Here is a 16,869-nt window from a genome sequence, read left to right as displayed (position 1 = left end):
CCCGTCATCCCGTCCGGGCGAGCGCTTCGTGGCACACGCGGACCGGATCGGCCACACTGGCGATGCTAGCGGCGGCGGATCGGGCGGCCGCCCGATAACGCGGCGACGACAGCACCTCGTTGACCGCGGCCACCAGCGCCTCGGGGGTCGGCGGCCGGATCAGCCGGCCGCTGCCCTGTCGGACCACCCGGTTGGCCATCTCCCACTGATCACCGCCCCCGGGCACCACCACCAGCGGCACCCCCGCCAGCAGCGTCTTGGCCACCATGCCGTGCCCACCGCCGCAGATCACCAGGTCGGCGTGCGTCAGCAGCTCCGCCTGGCTGCCCAGCCCGACCACCGCCCACGGCGGCACCCGCAGATCCGCCCCGCCCAGCCGCGAGACCACCAGCCGCGATCCGGCCGGGAGCGTCTCCCCGGGCCGCAGGTGAGCCAGCGCGACCTCGGCCAGTCCCTCGGTCCCGGTCAACGCGGTCGACGGCGCGACCACCACCACGGGCCCCGAGCCGGGCGGGATTTCCAGCACCCGATCGGTCGGTTCGAAGTGCAGGGGCCCCACCAGCACGGCCTCCGCCGGCCAGTCCGGCCGCGGCACCTCGAGGGCCGGCAGGGTGGCGATCAGGCGCCGCAGCGGCCCGGGGTCACGGGCCGGCAGCCCGATCTCCACCCGCACGGCGGCGCGCTGACGCAGGCCCGCGCGCCAGGATCGCGCGGTGAGCGCGCGCATGATCGCATCGCGGAGCCGGCCGCGCAGCCCGGTGCCCGGCGCCAGCCCGCTGCCTATCGGCGGCAACCCCTTCGACGGCAGGTACAGCGGATGCGGGTCGAGCTCGATCCAAGGGATGCCCAACAGCTCCGCGGCCATGCCACCAGCGGCGGTGATGACGTCGGACACCACCAGGTCGGGCGCCAGGTCGCGCAGCGCCGGCGCATTGAGGACGGCCATCCGCGCCGCCCGCCGATGGATGCGCGCCCCGGCGTCGACGTCGTCGTCGGTGGCCACGAGCCCGTCCAGCACGGCGGCGTCGATGCCGGCGGCGCGGGCGGTGTCGATCCACTCCGCGCCGGTGAACAGTGTCGGCTCGTCGCCGGCGTCGGCGAAGCGTTTGCACAGCGCGATCGCGGGAAACGAGTGACCGGGATCCGGCCCGGCGACAACAGCGACACGCATCGGCCTCACCCTGCCACAGCGCGCGACTCCCACGCTCGCCTACGCTGGCAGTCATGACCGAGCTGACCGGTACAGCCGTTGCGAACACCCGCACGGTCGAGGGCTTTCTGAATGCCCTGCAGGACGGGGATTACGACGCCGCCGACGCGGCACTGGACGACAACCTCGTCTACGAGAACGTCGGGTTGCCGACGATTCACGGCCGAGCCAGGGCCATGAAGCTGTTTCGCCAGATGGACGGCCGGGCGGCCTTCGAGGTGAAGATCCATCGCATCGCCGCCGACGGCGTGGGGGTGCTCACCGAGCGCACCGACGCCCTCATCTTCGGCCCGGTGCGGCTTCAGTTCTGGGTGTGCGGCGTGTTCGAGGTCCACGACGGGCGAATCACGTTGTGGCGCGATTACTTCGACTTCTTCGACATGTTCAAGGCCACCCTTCGTGGCCTGGCGGCCGTGGTGCTGCCGTCGCTCAAAGCGACGTTCTAGCCGCGGTCATCAGCTGGCGCCGCGCAGCCCGCCGAGTTCGTCGAAAGCCTGCGCCCAGCCGACCAGGCGGTCGGTCGCCCCGGCCAGCTCGGCGCGGTAGCGCTGCGAGGCTGCCAACTGGTCGCCGTTGGCCGACGACACCAATTGGGCTGCGGCGGTGACCATTTCGTTGTACTGGCGCACGCCGGCGCTCAGCTGTGCGGTGAACGCGTTGATGGTGGGCACCAGATACGACCGCGACGATTCGCTGGACTGCGCCGCGCGCTCCATCGACACCACCTCCGCGGCGGTGGCCGCCATGGCCGCCGAGGTCTTGTTGGCGGCCGCGGTCAGGTCGCGGATCTCGGCCGTGGGCAACATGGAGCCCCGCTCGATCACGTTCAGCAGCGACAGGAAACCGCGTTCGGAGGCGCCCAGCGCGTACATCGCGGGCCGCGCCGCCGAGCCGGGCGGCGGCAGGCGACGGACGTTCGTGGGGCGCGGTGTGGGCAGCGGCTCGGAACGCAGCCACCGGTAGCGGAACAACAACAGCGTCGCGGGGATGGCCATGATGACCGCAACGGCGCCGGTGATCTCCAGCAGCAGCGCGAACCATCCCCAGGCCGCCAGCAGCATCGTCACGGCCGCCCAGAACACACAGCCGGCGCTGAAGATCAGGCCCCAGCGCAGCGCGCGGCGACGGCGCCGCAGCAGTCGCGCGCGGGGGTCCGCGGCGGCGCTGATCTTCTGGGCCACCAGGCCCGACAGGTCGGCGGCGGTGGCCAGCCCACGCCCGAGCAAGGTGCGCCAGAGCCCCCGCTGCGTCTCGGTCACCGCCACGACACCGCGCTACTGGCCAAAGGGCTTCTCGGTGGCCGCGCCCCCGGTGGTCTCGGCGGGCGCGGCGGCCGCCTCCGGAGTGGCCCCGGCGGCGGGGGTCGCCCCGGTCGGCAAGGCCTCGCCGCGCATCGACGCGCGGATCTGCTCCAGCCGGGAATGACCGGCCATCTGCACCCCGGCCTGCTCGACCTCGAGCATGCGGCCCTGCACCGAGCCCTGCGCGAGCTCGGCGGCCCCGACCGCGTTGGCGTAGCGGCGTTCGATCTTGTCGCGCACCTCGTCGAGGTTGGGCACGTTGCCGGGCGCGGCGATCTCGCTCATCGACCGCAGCGAGGCGCTCACCTGTTCCTGCATCTTCGCCTGCTCGAGCTGGCTGAGCAGCTTGGTGCGCTCGGCGATCTTCTGCTGCAGCACCATCGCGTTCTGCTCGACCGCCTTCTTGGCCTGGGCGGCCGCGTTCAGCGCCTGATCGTGCAGCGTCTTGAGGTCCTCGACGCTCTGCTCGGCGGTCACCAGCTGGGCCGCGAACGCCTCGGCGGCGTTGTTGTATTCGGTGGCCTTGGCGGCGTCGCCGGCTGCGGTGGCCTGGTCGGCGAGCGTGAGGGCCTGACGCACGTTGACCTGCAGCTTCTCGATGTCGGCGAGTTGCCGGTTGAGTCGCATCTCGAGCTGACGCTGGTTGCCGATCACCTGCGCCGCCTGCTGGGTCAGCGCCTGATGCGTGCGTTGCGCTTCCTCGATGGCCTGCTGGATCTGCACTTTGGGGTCGGCGTGCTCGTCGATCTTCGCGTTGAACAGCGCCATGAGGTACTTCCACGCTTTGACGAACGGATTGGCCATGAGTGAGCTCCACCTTCGCTTCTTGTGGGCCGGAGGGTCCCGGGATGGGCCCGTCGCTTGTCGCTCAATTTAGTGGGTCGGGGCCGATCGCCCTACCCCTGACGCAGGATCCCTGGCGCGGGCGGCGCTCAGGCGATCGCCAGCGAGGCCACCGGCGGGATGACGACCTTGGTGTCGGCGTCGATGCTGGGACCGCGCAGCCCGTCGGCGAGCACCCGCTCCACGCCGGCCATCCGCTCGCCGGCGTCGATCAGGACCGACGACAGCGGCACCTGTAGCGCGTCGCAGATCGCGTTGAGCAGCTCGCTGGAGGGCTCCTTGCGCCCGCGCTCGACCTCGGACAGATAGCCCAGGCTCACCCGCGCCGAATCGGACACCTCGCGCAGCGTCCGGCCTTGCGTCATCCGGGCCTCCCGCAGCACGTCGCCGATGACCTCGCGCACCAATGGCGGCATTTTCCGCCCTCCTTCGTCCAGTCAGCCCGCCGGAGCGAAAACGGCCCCGTTCGGCAGGCGCTCATTACGTGGAACGCGGGCGGCGGGGTCTTGGTTCCCGTTCGGCGGCCACAGATTCAGTCGGCCGCCCGGCGCACTTCCCTGACGGTCGACACCACGTAGTCGATGCCGGTGACGATGGTCAGCACGATGGCCGCCCCCATCACCACCGCCGCCGCCACGCGGAAGGGCCCGGACACGGGCAGGATGAACAAACCGATCGCCACCGACTGCACCACGGTCTTGACCTTGCCGCCCCAGCTGGCGGGGATGACGCCGCGGCGAATCACGGCCAGGCGCAGCACCGTCACGCCGAACTCGCGGGCCAGGATCACCACCGTGACCCACCAGGGCAGGTCGCCGAGCATCGACAGCCCGATCAACGCCGACCCGATCAGCGTCTTGTCCGCGATCGGATCGACGAACGCGCCGAATTCGGTCGCCATTCCGTAGTTGCGGGCCAGCAGGCCGTCCAGCCGGTCGGTGATGACCGCGAGCGTGAAGATCACGAAAGCCACGACCCGGAAGGCGATCTCGTGCCCGTCCTTGGCGAACAGCGCGAGCAGGAAGACCGGGACCAACACCAGTCGCAGCAGCGTCAGCGTGTTGGCGAGATTTGCGATGTGGACGCGGCCTGGGGGTCCCGTCACCGGACCCGTTTGCGGCTGCCCCGACACGGCAACAGAATAACTGTTGGTCAGCACGCCCGTCCCCGATGCCGATACTGTTAGCCGTGACCGAAAGTTCGCAGGACTGTCTGGTGCGACGCGCGCGAACCTCCGATGTCCCCGCCATCAAGCGACTCGTCGACACCTACGCCGGCAAGATCCTGCTGGAGAAGAACCTGGTGACGCTGTACGAGGCGGTCCAGGAGTTCTGGGTGGCCGAGCGCGGGGGTGAAGTCGTCGGGTGCGGCGCGCTGCACGTGATGTGGTCCGACCTGGGCGAGATCCGCACGGTCGCGGTGGACCCGGCGATGACCGGCCACGGCATCGGCCACGCGATCGTCGACCGGCTGCTGGCGGTCGCGCGCGAGCTGCAGCTCAAGCGGCTGTTCGTGCTGACGTTCGAGACCGAGTTCTTCGGCAAGCACGGGTTCACCGAGATCGAGGGCACGCCGGTGACCGCCGAGGTGTTCGAGGAGATGTGCCGCTCCTACGACATCGGGGTCGCCGAGTTCCTGGACCTGAGCTACGTCAAGCCCAACATCCTGGGCAACTCCCGCATGCTGCTGGTGCTCTAGCCGGGTGATTGCCGCTACTCGTCGGGGTCACCGCCGTCGGCGTCGCTGCCGCCCCGGATCAACGCCAGCGTTCCGGCCAGCTCGTCGGGCTTGACCAGCACCTCGCGCGCCTTCGACCCCTCGCTGGGCCCGACGATGCCGCGGGTCTCCATCAGGTCCATCAGCCGGCCGGCCTTGGCGAAGCCGACGCGCAGCTTGCGCTGCAGCATCGACGTGGAGCCGAACTGGCTGGACACCACCAGCTCGACGGCCTGCAGGAACACGTCCATGTCGTCGCCGATGTCGGGGTCGACGTCGGTGCGTTCGCCGGTGGGCTTGGCGGTGGTGACGCCGTCGGTGTATTCGGGCTCGGCCTGGTCCTTGCAGGCGCTGACGACGGCGTGGATCTCCTCGTCGGTGATGTAGGCGCCCTGCAGGCGCAGCGGCTTGCTGGCGCCCATCGGCAGGAAGAGGCCGTCGCCCATGCCGATCAGCTTCTCGGCGCCCGCCTGGTCCAGGATGACCCGGCTGTCGGTCAGCGACGACGTGGCGAACGCCAGCCGCGACGGCACGTTGGTCTTGATGAGCCCGGTGACGACGTCCACCGACGGGCGCTGGGTGGCCAAGACCAGGTGAATGCCCGCCGCACGCGCCTTCTGGGTGATCCGCACGATGGCGTCCTCGACGTCGCGGGGCGCGGTCATCATCAGGTCGGCCAGCTCGTCGACGATCGCCACGACGTACGGGTAGGGGCGGTATTCGCGCTGGCTGCCCAGCGGCGCGGTGATGGCCCCGGAGCGCACCTTGGCGTTGAAGTCGTCGATGTGGCGCACCCGGGAGGCCTGCATGTCCTGGTAGCGCTGCTCCATCTCCTCGACCAGCCACGCCAGCGCGGCGGCCGCCTTCTTGGGCTGGGTGATGATCGGTGTGATCAGGTGCGGGATGCCCTCATACGGCGTCAGCTCCACCATCTTCGGGTCGATCAGGATCATCCTGACCTCCTCCGGCGTGGCCCGGGTCAGCAGCGACACCAGCATGGAGTTGACGAAGCTCGACTTACCCGAGCCGGTGGAGCCGGCGACCAGCAGGTGCGGCATCTTGGCCAGGTTGGCCGAGATGAAGTCGCCTTCGATGTCCTTGCCCAGCCCGATCACCAGCGGGTGGTGGTCGCGGCGGGTCGACGGCGCGGTCAGCACGTCGGCCAGCCGCACCATCTCCCGGTCGGTGTTGGGCACCTCGATGCCCACGGCGGACTTGCCGGGGATCGGCGCCAGCATGCGCACGCTCTCGGTGGCCACCGCGTAGGCGATGTTCTTCTGCAGCGCGGTGATCTTCTCCACCTTGACGCCGGGCCCGAGCTCGACCTCGTAGCGGGTGACGGTCGGCCCCCGCGTGCAGCCGGTGACGGCGGCGTCGACCTTGAACTGGGTGAGCACCTCGCTGATGGCGTCGGCCATGACGGTGTTGGCGGCGCTGCGTTTCTTGGGCGGGTCACCGGCGACCAGCAGGTTCAGCGAGGGCAGGGTGTAGGGACCCTCGACGACGCGGTCGAGCACCTCGGTCTTCTTCTTGTCGCGGCGGCGGCTCTTCCCGATGGCCGGTTCCGGCGTGGTGGGGATGTCGTCTTCGTTGTCGCGCAGGGCGGGCGCCGGGTCCGCCGCCGACCACGCGTGCGGCTCGTCGACGGGGGCGGGCACGCCCTCGTCGTCGAGGCCGTCGGAGAAGTCTTCGGAGGGATAGGAATCGGCATAGGAATCGGCGTCGTCGTAGTCGTCGTAGCCGTATTCGTCGTCGTCGCCGAGCAGTCGGGCGCCGAACATGTTGCGGACCGCGTCGGGCACCTCCCGGATGGTCGTCCCGGTGAGCAACAGCAGCCCGAACATGAAGCCGATGAACAGCAACGGCGCCGCGATCCACGCCGTCAGCCCGTCCGACAGGGGGCCCCCGATGGCGAAGCCGACGAATCCCGCCGCGCGGCGCCGGGCCTCCGGGTCCTCGGGCGAGCCGGACCACAGATGGCGCAGCCCCAGCACGGAAAGGGCGATCAGGGTGGCGCCCAGGATCAGCCGGGGCCGCGCCTCGGGATTGGGCTGGGTGCGCATCAGCGCCACCGCCACGCCGGCGGTGACGACGGGAAGCGCCAGGACGCCCGCCCCGATGAAGGTGCGCAACAGCGTGTCGACCCACGCGCCGACCGGCCGGGCGGCGTTGAACCACGAGCTCGCGGCAACCACGACGGACAGGGCGAGCAGCATCAGCGCGATGCCGTCGCGGCGGTGTCCCGGGTCGATGTCCCGGGCCCGCCCGATCGACCGCGCCGCGCCCCCTGTGCTGCGTGCGGCCATCAGCCAGGTGGCGCGCAGGGCACGGCCGCCGGTCAGTCCGGCGGCCACCACCAGCGAATGGTTGCGCCGCCTGGCGGGCCTGCTCGGCCGCTTACGGGGTGCCGCCGGCCGCGCGCGACCCGACCCGCTCCGCGAAGGGGCCTTTGACCTGCTCGTTCTGGCTTTGGAGCGGGCGGCGGTCTTGTTAGCCATGTCGGCCAGGGTAGTCGCATCGACATCATCTGCACCACCCGCCACACGGGTAACGGTTCGGCCTCGTGCGCCATCTGGCGGGTCGGGCGCCTGGCCGCGTGAGTAGGGTGACAACCGGTGACGGAAGTTGTGCGCGTCACCCCACCCCGTTTGCCCCAGGAGGCCCCAGCATGCCCGTCGTCGTCGTTGCCACCATGACCGTCAAACCGGAGTCGGTCGACACAGTCCGCGACATCCTTACGCAGGCGGTGGAGGAAGTGCACAACGAACCGGGCTGCCAGTTGTACTCATTGCACCAATCGGGCGAGACCTTCGTGTTCGTCGAGCAGTGGGCCGACGAAGAGGCGCTGAAAGCCCACAGCACCGCGCCGGCCATCGGCAAGATGTTCGGCGCGGCCGGCGAGCACCTCGCCGGGGCGCCGGACATCAAGATGCTGCAGCCGGTTCCCGCGGGGGACCCGGACAAGGGTCAGCTCCGGTCCTGATGACCCGGCCACTCGAGGGCAAGGTCGCCTTCATCACCGGCGCGGCGCGCGGGCAGGGACGCGCGCATGCGGTGCGGCTCGCCGCCGACGGCGCGAACATCATCGCGGTCGACCTGTGCGAGCAGATCGCCAGCGTCCCCTACCCCCTGGCCACCGAGGACGACCTGGCGGAGACCGTCAAGCTGGTCGAGGACACCGGCGCTCGCATCGTGGCCACTCGCGGCGACGTGCGCGAGCGGGCCTCACTGTCGGCCGCGCTGCAGTCGGGTCTGGACGAGTTCGGCCGGCTCGACATCGTCGTGGCCAACGCCGGCATCGCCCCGATGCAATCCGGTGACGACGGCTGGCGCGACGTGATCGACGTCAACCTCACCGGCGTCTACAACACGATCAAGGCCGCCCTCCCGACCATGGTCAGGCAAGGCACCGGGGGCTCGATCGTGCTCATCAGTTCGAGCGCCGGCCTGGCCGGTGTCGGTAGCCCCGACGCCGGTTCGGTCGGCTACGCCGCCGCCAAGCACGGCGTGGTGGGGTTGATGCGGGTGTACGCGAATCTGCTTGCTACCCAGTACATTCGGGTGAACTCGATCCACCCCTCCGGCGTGGAGACCCCGATGATCAACAACGAGTTCACCCGGGAGTGGCTGGCCAAGATGGCCGCCGCGACCGACACTCCCGGGGCCATGGGCAATGCCATGCCGGTGGAGGTGCTGCAGGTCGAAGACGTCGCCAACGCGGTGGCGTGGCTGGTGTCCGACCAGGCGCGCTACATCACCGGCGTGACGTTGCCCGTCGATGCCGGATTCTTGAACAAGTAGCTTCGCATGGCCCGAAATCCCGCCGCGCAGACCGCCTTCGGACCGATGGTGCTGGCGGCCGTCGAGCACAATGAGCCGCCGGGCCACCGCCTGGTGGACGACGACCTCGCGGAACTGTTCCTGCCGACGCCGCTGCGCTGGCTCGTCGCGGCGACGCGCGCGGCGCCGCTGCGCCGCCTGATGATCCGCGCATCGGAGTGGTCCGGCCGCGGCCTGTGGGCGAACCTGGCCTGCCGCAAGCGGTTCATCGGCGACAAGCTGGCCGAAGCGCTGGACGGCATCGACGCGGTCGTCATCCTCGGCGCCGGATTGGACACGCGCGCATACCTTTTGACGCGCCAGGTCCGCATCCCCGTCTTCGAGGTGGACCTGCCGGTCAACATCGCCCGCAAGCTCAAGACGGTCCGGCGGGTGCTCGGCGGGCCGCCGATGTCGGTGCGGCAGGTGGCACTGGACCTGGAGCGCGACGACCTGCTCACCTCCCTGGCCGAGCACGGCTATCACACCGACTACCGCACGTTCTTCATCTGCGAGGGCGTGACCCAGTACCTCAGCGAGGAGACGGTCCGGCGGACCTTGGAGGGGTTGCGGGCCGCCGCGCCCGGCAGTCGTCTGATCTTCACCTACGTCCGGCGGGATTTCATCGACGGTACCAACCGGTACGGCACCCGCACGCTCTATCGCAGCGTCCGCCAGCGTCGGCAGTTGTGGCACTTCGGTCTGCTGCCCGACGAGGTCGGCGGCTTCGTCGGCGAATACGAGTGGCGGCTGCTCGAGCAGGCCGGCCCCGACGAGCTCGTTGCGCGTTACGTCGCGCCCACCGGCCGCAAACTCCCTGCCTCCCAGGTGGAGTGGTCGGCCTACGCGGAGAAGCTTTAAACCTCGATGACCGTCGGCACGATCATCGGCTGCCGGCGGTACGTCTCGCCCACCCACTTGCCGACGGTGCGGCGCACCGCCTGGGCGATGCGGCCCGGGTCGGTGATGCTGTCGGCGGCGAGCAATTCCAGCTCGGCCTCGACCCGGCGCACCGCGGGCTCCAGCGCCTTGGGGTCTTCGGAGAACCCGCGCGAGTGCAGGTGTGGCGCAGCCGCCGGGCGTCCGGTGCCGCGCTGGACGACCACGGTCACCGCGATGAAACCCGACGACAGGATGAGCCGCTCGCCCAGCGTGATGTCGCCGACGTCGCCGCTAATCAGCCCGTCGACGAACATCTTGCCCACCGGCACCGCCCCGGCGATCGACGCCGCGCCGGCGACCAGGTCGACGCTGACGCCGTTCTCGGCCAACAGGATTGACTCCTCCGGCACCCCGGTGCTGGCCGCCAGCTTGGCGTTGGCGCGCAACATCCGCCAGGTACCGTGCACGGGCATGACGTTCCGCGGCCGCACACCGTTGTAGAGGAACAACAGCTCACCGGCGTACGCGTGGCCCGAGACATGCACGCGCGCTTGGGCGTTGGTGACGACGCGGGCCCCGATCTTGGCGAGCGCGTCGATCACTCCGTAGACCGCCTCCTCGTTGCCGGGGATGAGCGAGGACGCCAGCACCACCAGGTCCCCCGCGGTGAGCGTGATGCTGCGATGCTCGCCGCGCGACATCCGCGACAGCGCCGACATGGGTTCGCCCTGGGTGCCGGTGGTGATCAGCACCACCCGCTCGGGTGGCATCAGCTCGGCGGCGCCGATGTCGATCACGTCGGCATCGTCGACCCGCAGGAACCCCAACTCGCGGGCGATGCCCATGTTGCGCACCATCGACCGCCCGACGAACGACACCCGCCGCCCCAAAGCGACCGCCGCGTCGATGATCTGCTGGACGCGGTCCACGTTGGAGGCGAAGCACGCCACGATCACGCGGCCCTCGGCGCCGCGGATCAGGCGGTGCAGCGTCGGTCCCACTTCGCTTTCCGACGGTCCCACGCCGGGGATCTCGGAGTTGGTCGAGTCGCACAGGAACAGGTCCACCCCGGCGTCGCCGAGCCGCGACATGCCGGGCAGATCGGTGGGCCGGCCGTCGAGGGGCAACTGGTCGAGCTTGATGTCGCCGGTGTGCAGGATGGTGCCCGCGCCGGTGTGCACGGCGATCGCCAACGCGTCCGGGATGGAGTGGTTGACGGCGAAGTACTCGCACTCGAAGACGCCGTGGGTGCTCCGCTGCCGCTCGGTGACCTCGACGAACACCGGCTTGAGCCGGTGCTCGCGGCATTTGGCCGCGACCAGCGCCAGGGTGAACTTCGACCCGACGACCGGGATGTCCGGTCGCAGCTTGAGCAGGAACGGGATGCCGCCGATGTGGTCCTCGTGCGCGTGGGTCAACACCAGCGCCTCGATGTCGTCGAGGCGGTCGGAGATGTGGCGCAGGTCCGGCAGGATCAGGTCCACCCCCGGCTCGTCGTGGGTGGGGAACATCACCCCGCAGTCGATGATCAGCAGCCGGCCGAGGTGCTCGAAAACCGTCATGTTGCGGCCGATTTCGCTGATGCCGCCCAGCGCGGTGACCCGCAGCCCGCCAGTGGTCAAGGGACCGGGAGGGGCGAGCTCTACATCCACTGACGGGCCACCCTTTAGCTCACCGGAGCACCGATGCCGCGCGCATATCGGCGGCCAGCGCGTCGATCTGCTCGGGCGTTGCGGGCATCTGCGGCAACCGGGGATCGCCGGCGTCGATGCCCTGCAGGCGCAGACCCGCCTTGGACATTGTCACACCGCCCAGCCGGCTCATCGCGTCGCAGAGCGGCGCGACGGTGACGTTGATCTTGCGCGCGGTCGCGATGTCACCCGAAGCGAAGGCCGACAACATCTCTCGAAGCTGACCGGCGGCCACGTGCGAGATCACGCTGATGAAACCGGTAGCGCCCATGGCCAGCCACGGCAGGTTCAGTGCGTCGTCGCCCGAGTAGTAGGCCAGTCCGGTCTCGGCGATGATCTGGCCGCCGCTGTGCAGGTCGGCCTTGGCGTCCTTGATCCCCACGATGTTCGGGTGGGCGGCCAGCGTGCGGATGGTCTCGGTGGCGATCGGTATCACCGAGCGCGGCGGGATGTCGTACAGCAGCACGGGCAGCTCGGTGGCGTCGGCGACGGCGGTGAAATGCGCGATCAGCCCGCTCTGCGGCGGCTTGGAGTAGTAGGGCGTGACCACCAGCAAGCCATGGGCGCCCTCGGCTGCGCAGGCCCGGGCCAGCCGGACGCTGTGAGCGGTGTCATAAGTGCCCGCACCGGCGATGACCCGGGCGCGGTCACCCACCGCCTCCAGCACGACGCGCAGCAGCTCCCGCTTCTCGTCGTCGGTGGTGGTCGGCGACTCGCCGGTGGTTCCGGAGACCACCAGGCCGTCACAGCCTGCGTCGACCAGGTGGTTCGCCAACTGTGCCGCGGCGGCGGTGTCGAGCGAGCCGTCGGGAGCGAACGGTGTCACCATCGCGGTCAGCACGGTTCCCAACCGTGCCGGGGCGTCGAATCCGACCGTGCTCACGGTCTTTAGGTTACCTGGCGGCGGCAAGGGCTTTAGCAACGGCGCGGCGCGGCGGCAGTGCCACTCAGGCCTCGGTCGCCAGCGGGCTGGTGGCCACCTCGGTCCCGTCGGCCAGCGCCGAGATCTCGAAGTCGGCGAACACGGCGGGCGCGGCGTCGGCGAGCTGGCGCAGGCACTCGATGGCCAGCCGCCGGATTTCGAGGTCGGCGTGCTCGCTGGCCCGCATGGCGATGAAGTGCCGCCAGGCCCGGTAGTTGCCCGTCACGACGATGCGGGTCTCGGTCGCATTGGGCAGCACGGCGCGGGCGGCCTGCCGCGCCTGTTTGCGGCGCAAGACCGCGTTCGGCTGGCCCGCCGCGAGTTTCGCCTCGAGCTTGCCCAGCAGCTCGGTGTAGGCGGCCCGGCTGGCGTCGGCGGCCTCGGTCAGGATTTGCCGCAGTTCGGGGTCGTCTTCCACGCCCGGTGGCACGACGACTCGGGAGTCGCCCTCGGGCACGTAGCGCTGTGACAGCTGCGAGTAGGAGAAGTGCCGGTGCCGGATCAGCTCGTGCGTGAGCGATCGGGAGATGCCGGTGATGTAGAACGACACACTCGCGTGCTCGAGCACCGAGAAATGCCCGACGTCGATGATGTGCTTGATGTAGCCGGCGTTGGTCGCGGTCTTGGGATTGGGCTTCGACCAGCTTTGATAGCAGGCCCGGCCGGCGAATTCGACCAGCGCCGGGCCGCCGTCGGCGTCGGTGGTCCACGGCACGTCCGGCGGTGCCACGAACTCGGTCCTGGCGATCAGTTGCACGCGTAGCGGCGCGGTCTCGGCCACGGCGCTCACCTTAACGCGGTGACCGCACAGACAGCTCACCCGATATCAACACCGGCAGCAGCGCGTCGCGAAGCGCAGACAGCCGCTCGCTTTCGGCGCGGCGCGCGTGACACAGCGCCCCGAGGCCGGTGATCGTGCGTCGGGCCGCGGTGGGTAGGCGCCGGACGTCGGGGACGGGAACGTCGAGCAGCTCGGACGGCGGGATCCGCTGATGGCTTCCCGACGTCCCGGCGACCCGGCGTTGCAGTCGTTCGGAGACGTCCGGCTGCCGCAGGGCCGCCCACAGGGCCGACGCGTCGACTCCACTCGGTATCAGGACGACGAACTCGCTGCTGGCCAACGCCATTTCCGACGGCACGCCGACCACGTTCCAGATCCGCGGGATTCGCGGGTTCAGCCTCGCGAACAACACACATGGCCCCGACAACAGGAACTTGCCGCTCCTGATGGACGCGGAGGGCACGACGCGGGGGGTCGCCCTGTCATCGAACGCGGCAAGGCTGTAGTGCGCGACCGCGTCATCGAACTCGGCCACGTTGAGCAACCCCGTGGACCGGCTCGCCAGGGCGGACAACGGCACGCGCTCAGGGGCCGCCTGCGCAATGGCCACCATCACGTCCTCCGCGGTGTCGATCACCCGCGCGTTGGCGGATATCTTGTCGTCGAGGGAGCCGAGCAGCTCGGCGATCGCCCGGCGCCGGGGCGCTTCCACGCTCCGCACCGCCACGTCACGCAGGACCCGCTGGCTGAGCAGCGGTTGTCCCGATCCGCAGCGGTGATCCCCCAGCCGGCAGGTCTGCAACGCGTAGTACCAATACCGCGTTTCGCGGGGGTCTTTGGCCCGGCATACCACGGCGTTCTCGGTGACCCAGACGTCGGAGTCGCAATACCGCAGACTCCCGCACTGCGCCCCGACGCGCCCGAGGACGATCAGCGGACCGGCCGCGTTGGATTCGTTGCAATAACCGATGGCCCCGTTGGCGCCATAGACACGGAAGCGTCCGCGCGGGGCGCTCCGCGGCGCGCTGCTGCCGGTGCTGAAGACCAGGTGGTCGCCCAGCGTGGCCGTCACCGCAAGCGCTCCAGTTGCCGGCGCACCGCGTCGTCCAGCCGGGCGGATTCGTCGAGCGCGGCCAGCAGGTCACCGGTCAGCCGGGTGATCTTGTTCCCGATGGGCTCGCCGTCATCGACGCCGGCGGGCACCCCGACATAACGGCCCGGCGTGAGCGGGTAGCCGGCCGCCGCGATGTCGTCGAGGCAGGCGGACCCGCAGAAACCCGGAACGTCTTGATAAACAATGTCTTTCGCGGCGACTGACGGTGACCCGCGCCATGCGTGATAGGTGTCGCCGATCCGGACGACTTCCTCATGCGTCAGCGCGCGCTCGGCGCGGCTGGCCAGGTAGCCGAACCCACGGGCGTCGATGAACAGCACCTGCCCGGATCGCTCACCCTTGTCGGTGTCGAAGATCCACAGGCACACCGGAATCGATGTGCTGCGGAACAGCTGCGCGGGCAAGGCGACCATGCAGGAGACCAGGTCGGCGTCGACGATCCGCGCACGAATATCGCCCTCCCCCAGCCCATTCGACGACATCGAACCGTTGGCCATGACCACCCCGGCCCTTCCGCCGGGGGCGAGTTTGGACAGGATGTGCTGAATCCACGCGTAGTTGGCGTTGCCGGCGGGTGGGACACCGAATCGCCAGCGCGGGTCGTGTTCGTCGCGGGCCCAATCCTTGATGTTGAAGGGCGGGTTGGCCATCACGTAATCCATGTGCACGCCCGCGTGCTGGTCCTCGAGGAGCGTGTCGCCCCAGCGGGCGCCCAGGCCGGTGTTGTCGATGCCGTGCACGGCGAGGTTCATTCGCGCCATCCGCCAGGTCTGCTCGACGCTTTCCTGCCCGCAGATCGTGACGTCCGCGGGATCGCCGTCGTGCTCGGCGATGAACCGTTCGGTCTGCACGAACATCCCGCCCGAGCCGCAGCATGGGTCATAGACCCGCCCTCTTGCGGGTTCCAGCATCTCGACGATCACCCGAACCACGCTCGGCGGGGTGAAGAATTCGCCGCCCCGGCGGCCTTCCGCGCGCGCGAAATTGCCCAGGAAGTATTCGTACACCTCGCCCAGGAAGTCGCGGGCGCGGCCGCGTTCCCCGAATCGCGCGGAGTCGAGCAGGCGCAGCAGCTCACCGAGCCGGCGCTGGTCGAGCCCTTCGCACAGCCGCGGCAACGCCATCGCCTCCATCGCGTCGTCGACGAGCCGGCCAAGCCCGGGCGATTCGGCGTTGTGTCTCAACAACTCCCACTGCGCGTCGGAGGCATGCCGGAGATACACCAGCCCGAGGACGACGTCCTTGTACTGGCTCGCCGGCAGGGATCCGCGCAGCGTGTTCGCGGCCTTCCAGAGCGTGTCTTTGAGCTCCTTGTCCGTCGCCCGCATCAGCCGGCCGCCCGCAGGTCGGCGGCCAGGTCGCCCCGGGTCGCGACGCTGAACCCGCCCAGGCCCAGCCAGGACGCCATGGACCGTAGCTCGCCGGCCAGCGCCTCGACCACGCGCGGCCGCGGGGTGTCGGGTTCGCCGAACGCGCCCAGGACGCGCAGCGTGTCGCCGGCACGGTCCGCCTTGAGGTCGACGCGGGCGACCAGTTGCCCGTCCATCAGCAGGGGCCAGACGTAGTAGCCGTATCGGCGTTGGGCGGCCGGGGTGTAGATCTCGATGCGGTAGTGAAACCCGAACAGCCGCTCGACCCGGGGACGGAAGAAGATCAGCGGGTCGAACGGGCACAGCAGCGCGGTGCCTCGATCGGCACGCGGCACCGCCCGACCGGCGCGCAGGTAGGCCGGCGCGGGCCAGCCGGCCACCTCGACCCGCTCCATCTCCCCCGCGGCGACCAGGTCCGCGACGGCGGGTTTGACCTGCTGGGCCGACAGGCGGAAGTAGTCGCGGATGTCGGCCTCGGTGGCCACGCCGAGCGCGGTGGCGGCCCGCAGCGTGAGTTCCCGGACGGCCTCGGCGTCGTCGACCTCGCGGGCCAGCACGCTCGCCGGCAGCACCCGCTCCACCAGGTCGTAGTGGCGGGCGAAGCCCACCCGGGTGGCCGTGGTGAGCACGCCGGCCGCGAACAGCGCCTCGGCGACCCATTTGGTGTCGCTGCGGCTGCCCCACCAGCTTCCTTTGGGCCCGCGCGGTTCGGCCTCGAGATGAGCCTCGATCTGCCCGGCGGTGCTGGGCCCGAGTTCGGCGACGGCGGCAACGATCTTGTCGGCGAGGTGGGGGTTGGCCTTGACGATGTGGGTGCCCCAGCGGCCGTGCCGGTACTGGCGCATCCGCCAGCGCAGCAGGGGCCAGTCGTCGACGGCCATCAGCGCGGCCTCGTGCGCCCAGTACTCGGCCAGCAGCCGCGACGACCGCGGGCCCCAGGCGGCGCGGTCCAGCACGTCGCGGTCGTAGGGGCCGAGCCGGCTGAACACCGGCGCGTAGTGGGCGCGCACCGCGACCGACACCGAATCCAGTTGCAGCACTTGAATTCTCGATATCAGCCGCTTCAGGTGGGTGCGGGTGACCGGACCGGACGGCCGCGGCTCGCTAAAGCCTTGGGCCGCAACGGCGATCCGCCGGGCCTGCGCGGCCGACAGCCTGGGGGTCCGGATCGACACGGCGCCGAGAATACCGCTCGGGTCCGACAGCGGCGGGTGGCGACG

Annotated in this window: 17 protein-coding genes; 5 read left to right on the top strand and 12 right to left on the bottom strand. The window is 70.2% G+C overall.

All coding sequences use genetic code 11. The features are described from left to right. Positions 1-4: 4 nt before the first annotated feature. Entirely contained in the window at positions 5-1,171 is a 1,167-nt protein-coding gene (locus A5692_RS19780) for a glycosyltransferase (RefSeq protein ID WP_068058884.1), read from the bottom strand. Positions 1,172-1,224: 53 nt separating this feature from the next. Between A5692_RS19780 and A5692_RS19775 the strand changes: the two genes are divergently transcribed. Then, complete coding sequence (locus tag A5692_RS19775) at positions 1,225-1,656, top strand: limonene-1,2-epoxide hydrolase family protein (RefSeq protein WP_068058882.1); 432 nt, start codon at positions 1,225-1,227, stop codon at positions 1,654-1,656. A 9-nt stretch (positions 1,657-1,665) separates the two neighbouring features. Here A5692_RS19775 and A5692_RS19770 read toward each other — a convergent pair whose 3' ends face one another. The 4 genes from A5692_RS19770 to pgsA all read right to left on the bottom strand — a co-directional run bounded on the left by A5692_RS19770 (position 1,666) and on the right by pgsA (position 4,486). Beyond that, positions 1,666-2,475, bottom strand: a complete 810-nt coding sequence (locus tag A5692_RS19770; RefSeq protein WP_068058880.1) for a hypothetical protein — start codon at positions 2,473-2,475, stop codon at positions 1,666-1,668. Positions 2,476-2,484: 9 nt separating this feature from the next. Continuing rightward, positions 2,485-3,315 (bottom strand): phage shock protein PspA, encoded by an 831-nt coding sequence (gene pspA, locus A5692_RS19765; RefSeq protein ID WP_068058878.1) that lies wholly within the window; start codon positions 3,313-3,315, stop codon positions 2,485-2,487. 128 nt (positions 3,316-3,443) lie between these two features. Beyond that, positions 3,444-3,770 carry a transcriptional regulator ClgR gene (gene clgR / locus A5692_RS19760; RefSeq protein WP_068058875.1) on the bottom strand — a complete coding sequence of 109 codons (327 nt, stop codon included), beginning with the start codon at positions 3,768-3,770 and terminating at the stop codon, positions 3,444-3,446. A gap of 116 nt (positions 3,771-3,886) precedes the next feature. Beyond that, positions 3,887-4,486: a CDP-diacylglycerol--glycerol-3-phosphate 3-phosphatidyltransferase gene (gene pgsA / locus A5692_RS19755; RefSeq protein WP_068059095.1), complete on the bottom strand. Its 600-nt coding sequence runs from the start codon at positions 4,484-4,486 to the stop codon at positions 3,887-3,889. A 38-nt stretch (positions 4,487-4,524) separates the two neighbouring features. Here pgsA and A5692_RS19750 point away from each other — a divergent pair, with 38 nt between their 5' ends. Continuing rightward, positions 4,525-5,052: an amino-acid N-acetyltransferase gene (locus tag A5692_RS19750; protein WP_068058873.1), complete on the top strand. Its 528-nt coding sequence runs from the start codon at positions 4,525-4,527 to the stop codon at positions 5,050-5,052. A gap of 14 nt (positions 5,053-5,066) precedes the next feature. On the opposite strand, the gene A5692_RS19745 is transcribed toward A5692_RS19750, so the two are convergent. Further along, positions 5,067-7,568 carry a DNA translocase FtsK gene (locus A5692_RS19745; RefSeq protein ID WP_082962896.1) on the bottom strand — a complete coding sequence of 834 codons (2,502 nt, stop codon included), beginning with the start codon at positions 7,566-7,568 and terminating at the stop codon, positions 5,067-5,069. A gap of 170 nt (positions 7,569-7,738) precedes the next feature. On the opposite strand from A5692_RS19745, the gene A5692_RS19740 reads away from it, so the two are divergent. From A5692_RS19740 to A5692_RS19730, 3 genes are read left to right on the top strand one after another with little or no spacing between them, the layout of a single operon-like run. Beyond that, on the top strand, positions 7,739-8,053 hold the full coding sequence (locus tag A5692_RS19740; protein ID WP_067781730.1) for a putative quinol monooxygenase: 315 nt from the start codon (positions 7,739-7,741) through the stop codon (positions 8,051-8,053). Then, positions 8,050-8,871, top strand: coding sequence for a mycofactocin-coupled SDR family oxidoreductase (locus A5692_RS19735; protein WP_068059091.1), 822 nt, complete (start codon positions 8,050-8,052; stop codon positions 8,869-8,871). The genes A5692_RS19740 and A5692_RS19735 overlap by 4 nt, the downstream gene beginning before the upstream one ends. Positions 8,872-8,877: 6 nt before the next feature. Next, positions 8,878-9,750 carry an SAM-dependent methyltransferase gene (locus tag A5692_RS19730; RefSeq protein ID WP_068058871.1) on the top strand — a complete coding sequence of 291 codons (873 nt, stop codon included), beginning with the start codon at positions 8,878-8,880 and terminating at the stop codon, positions 9,748-9,750. Here the strand turns inward: A5692_RS19730 and A5692_RS19725 are convergent. From A5692_RS19725 to A5692_RS19700, 6 genes are all read right to left on the bottom strand, one after another. Further along, on the bottom strand, positions 9,747-11,423 hold the full coding sequence (locus A5692_RS19725; protein WP_068058869.1) for a ribonuclease J: 1,677 nt from the start codon (positions 11,421-11,423) through the stop codon (positions 9,747-9,749). The two genes, A5692_RS19730 and A5692_RS19725, sit on opposite strands and share 4 nt — an antisense overlap. A gap of 19 nt (positions 11,424-11,442) precedes the next feature. Continuing rightward, a complete protein-coding gene (dapA, locus tag A5692_RS19720; RefSeq protein ID WP_068058867.1) occupies positions 11,443-12,345 on the bottom strand; it encodes a 4-hydroxy-tetrahydrodipicolinate synthase in 903 nt (300 codons plus the stop codon). A gap of 64 nt (positions 12,346-12,409) precedes the next feature. Then, positions 12,410-13,165: an FAD-dependent thymidylate synthase gene (gene thyX, locus A5692_RS19715; protein ID WP_068059089.1), complete on the bottom strand. Its 756-nt coding sequence runs from the start codon at positions 13,163-13,165 to the stop codon at positions 12,410-12,412. A gap of 10 nt (positions 13,166-13,175) precedes the next feature. Further along, positions 13,176-14,237: a restriction endonuclease subunit S gene (locus A5692_RS19710; RefSeq protein WP_068058864.1), complete on the bottom strand. Its 1,062-nt coding sequence runs from the start codon at positions 14,235-14,237 to the stop codon at positions 13,176-13,178. Next, a complete protein-coding gene (locus A5692_RS19705) occupies positions 14,234-15,607 on the bottom strand; it encodes a type I restriction-modification system subunit M (RefSeq protein WP_068058862.1) in 1,374 nt (457 codons plus the stop codon). Before A5692_RS19705 ends, A5692_RS19710 begins: the two co-directional genes overlap by 4 nt. Continuing rightward, positions 15,607-16,854, bottom strand: coding sequence for a winged helix-turn-helix domain-containing protein (locus A5692_RS19700; protein WP_197514517.1), 1,248 nt, complete (start codon positions 16,852-16,854; stop codon positions 15,607-15,609). The genes A5692_RS19705 and A5692_RS19700 overlap by 1 nt, the downstream gene beginning before the upstream one ends. Positions 16,855-16,869: the final 15 nt, after the last annotated feature.

This window comes from Mycobacterium sp. E342, from assembly GCF_001667665.1.
Classification (GTDB): domain Bacteria; phylum Actinomycetota; class Actinomycetes; order Mycobacteriales; family Mycobacteriaceae; genus Mycobacterium.
The sequence above is the reverse complement of the archived record's forward strand: the minus strand, read 5'-3'. Positions and strand labels throughout refer to the sequence as shown.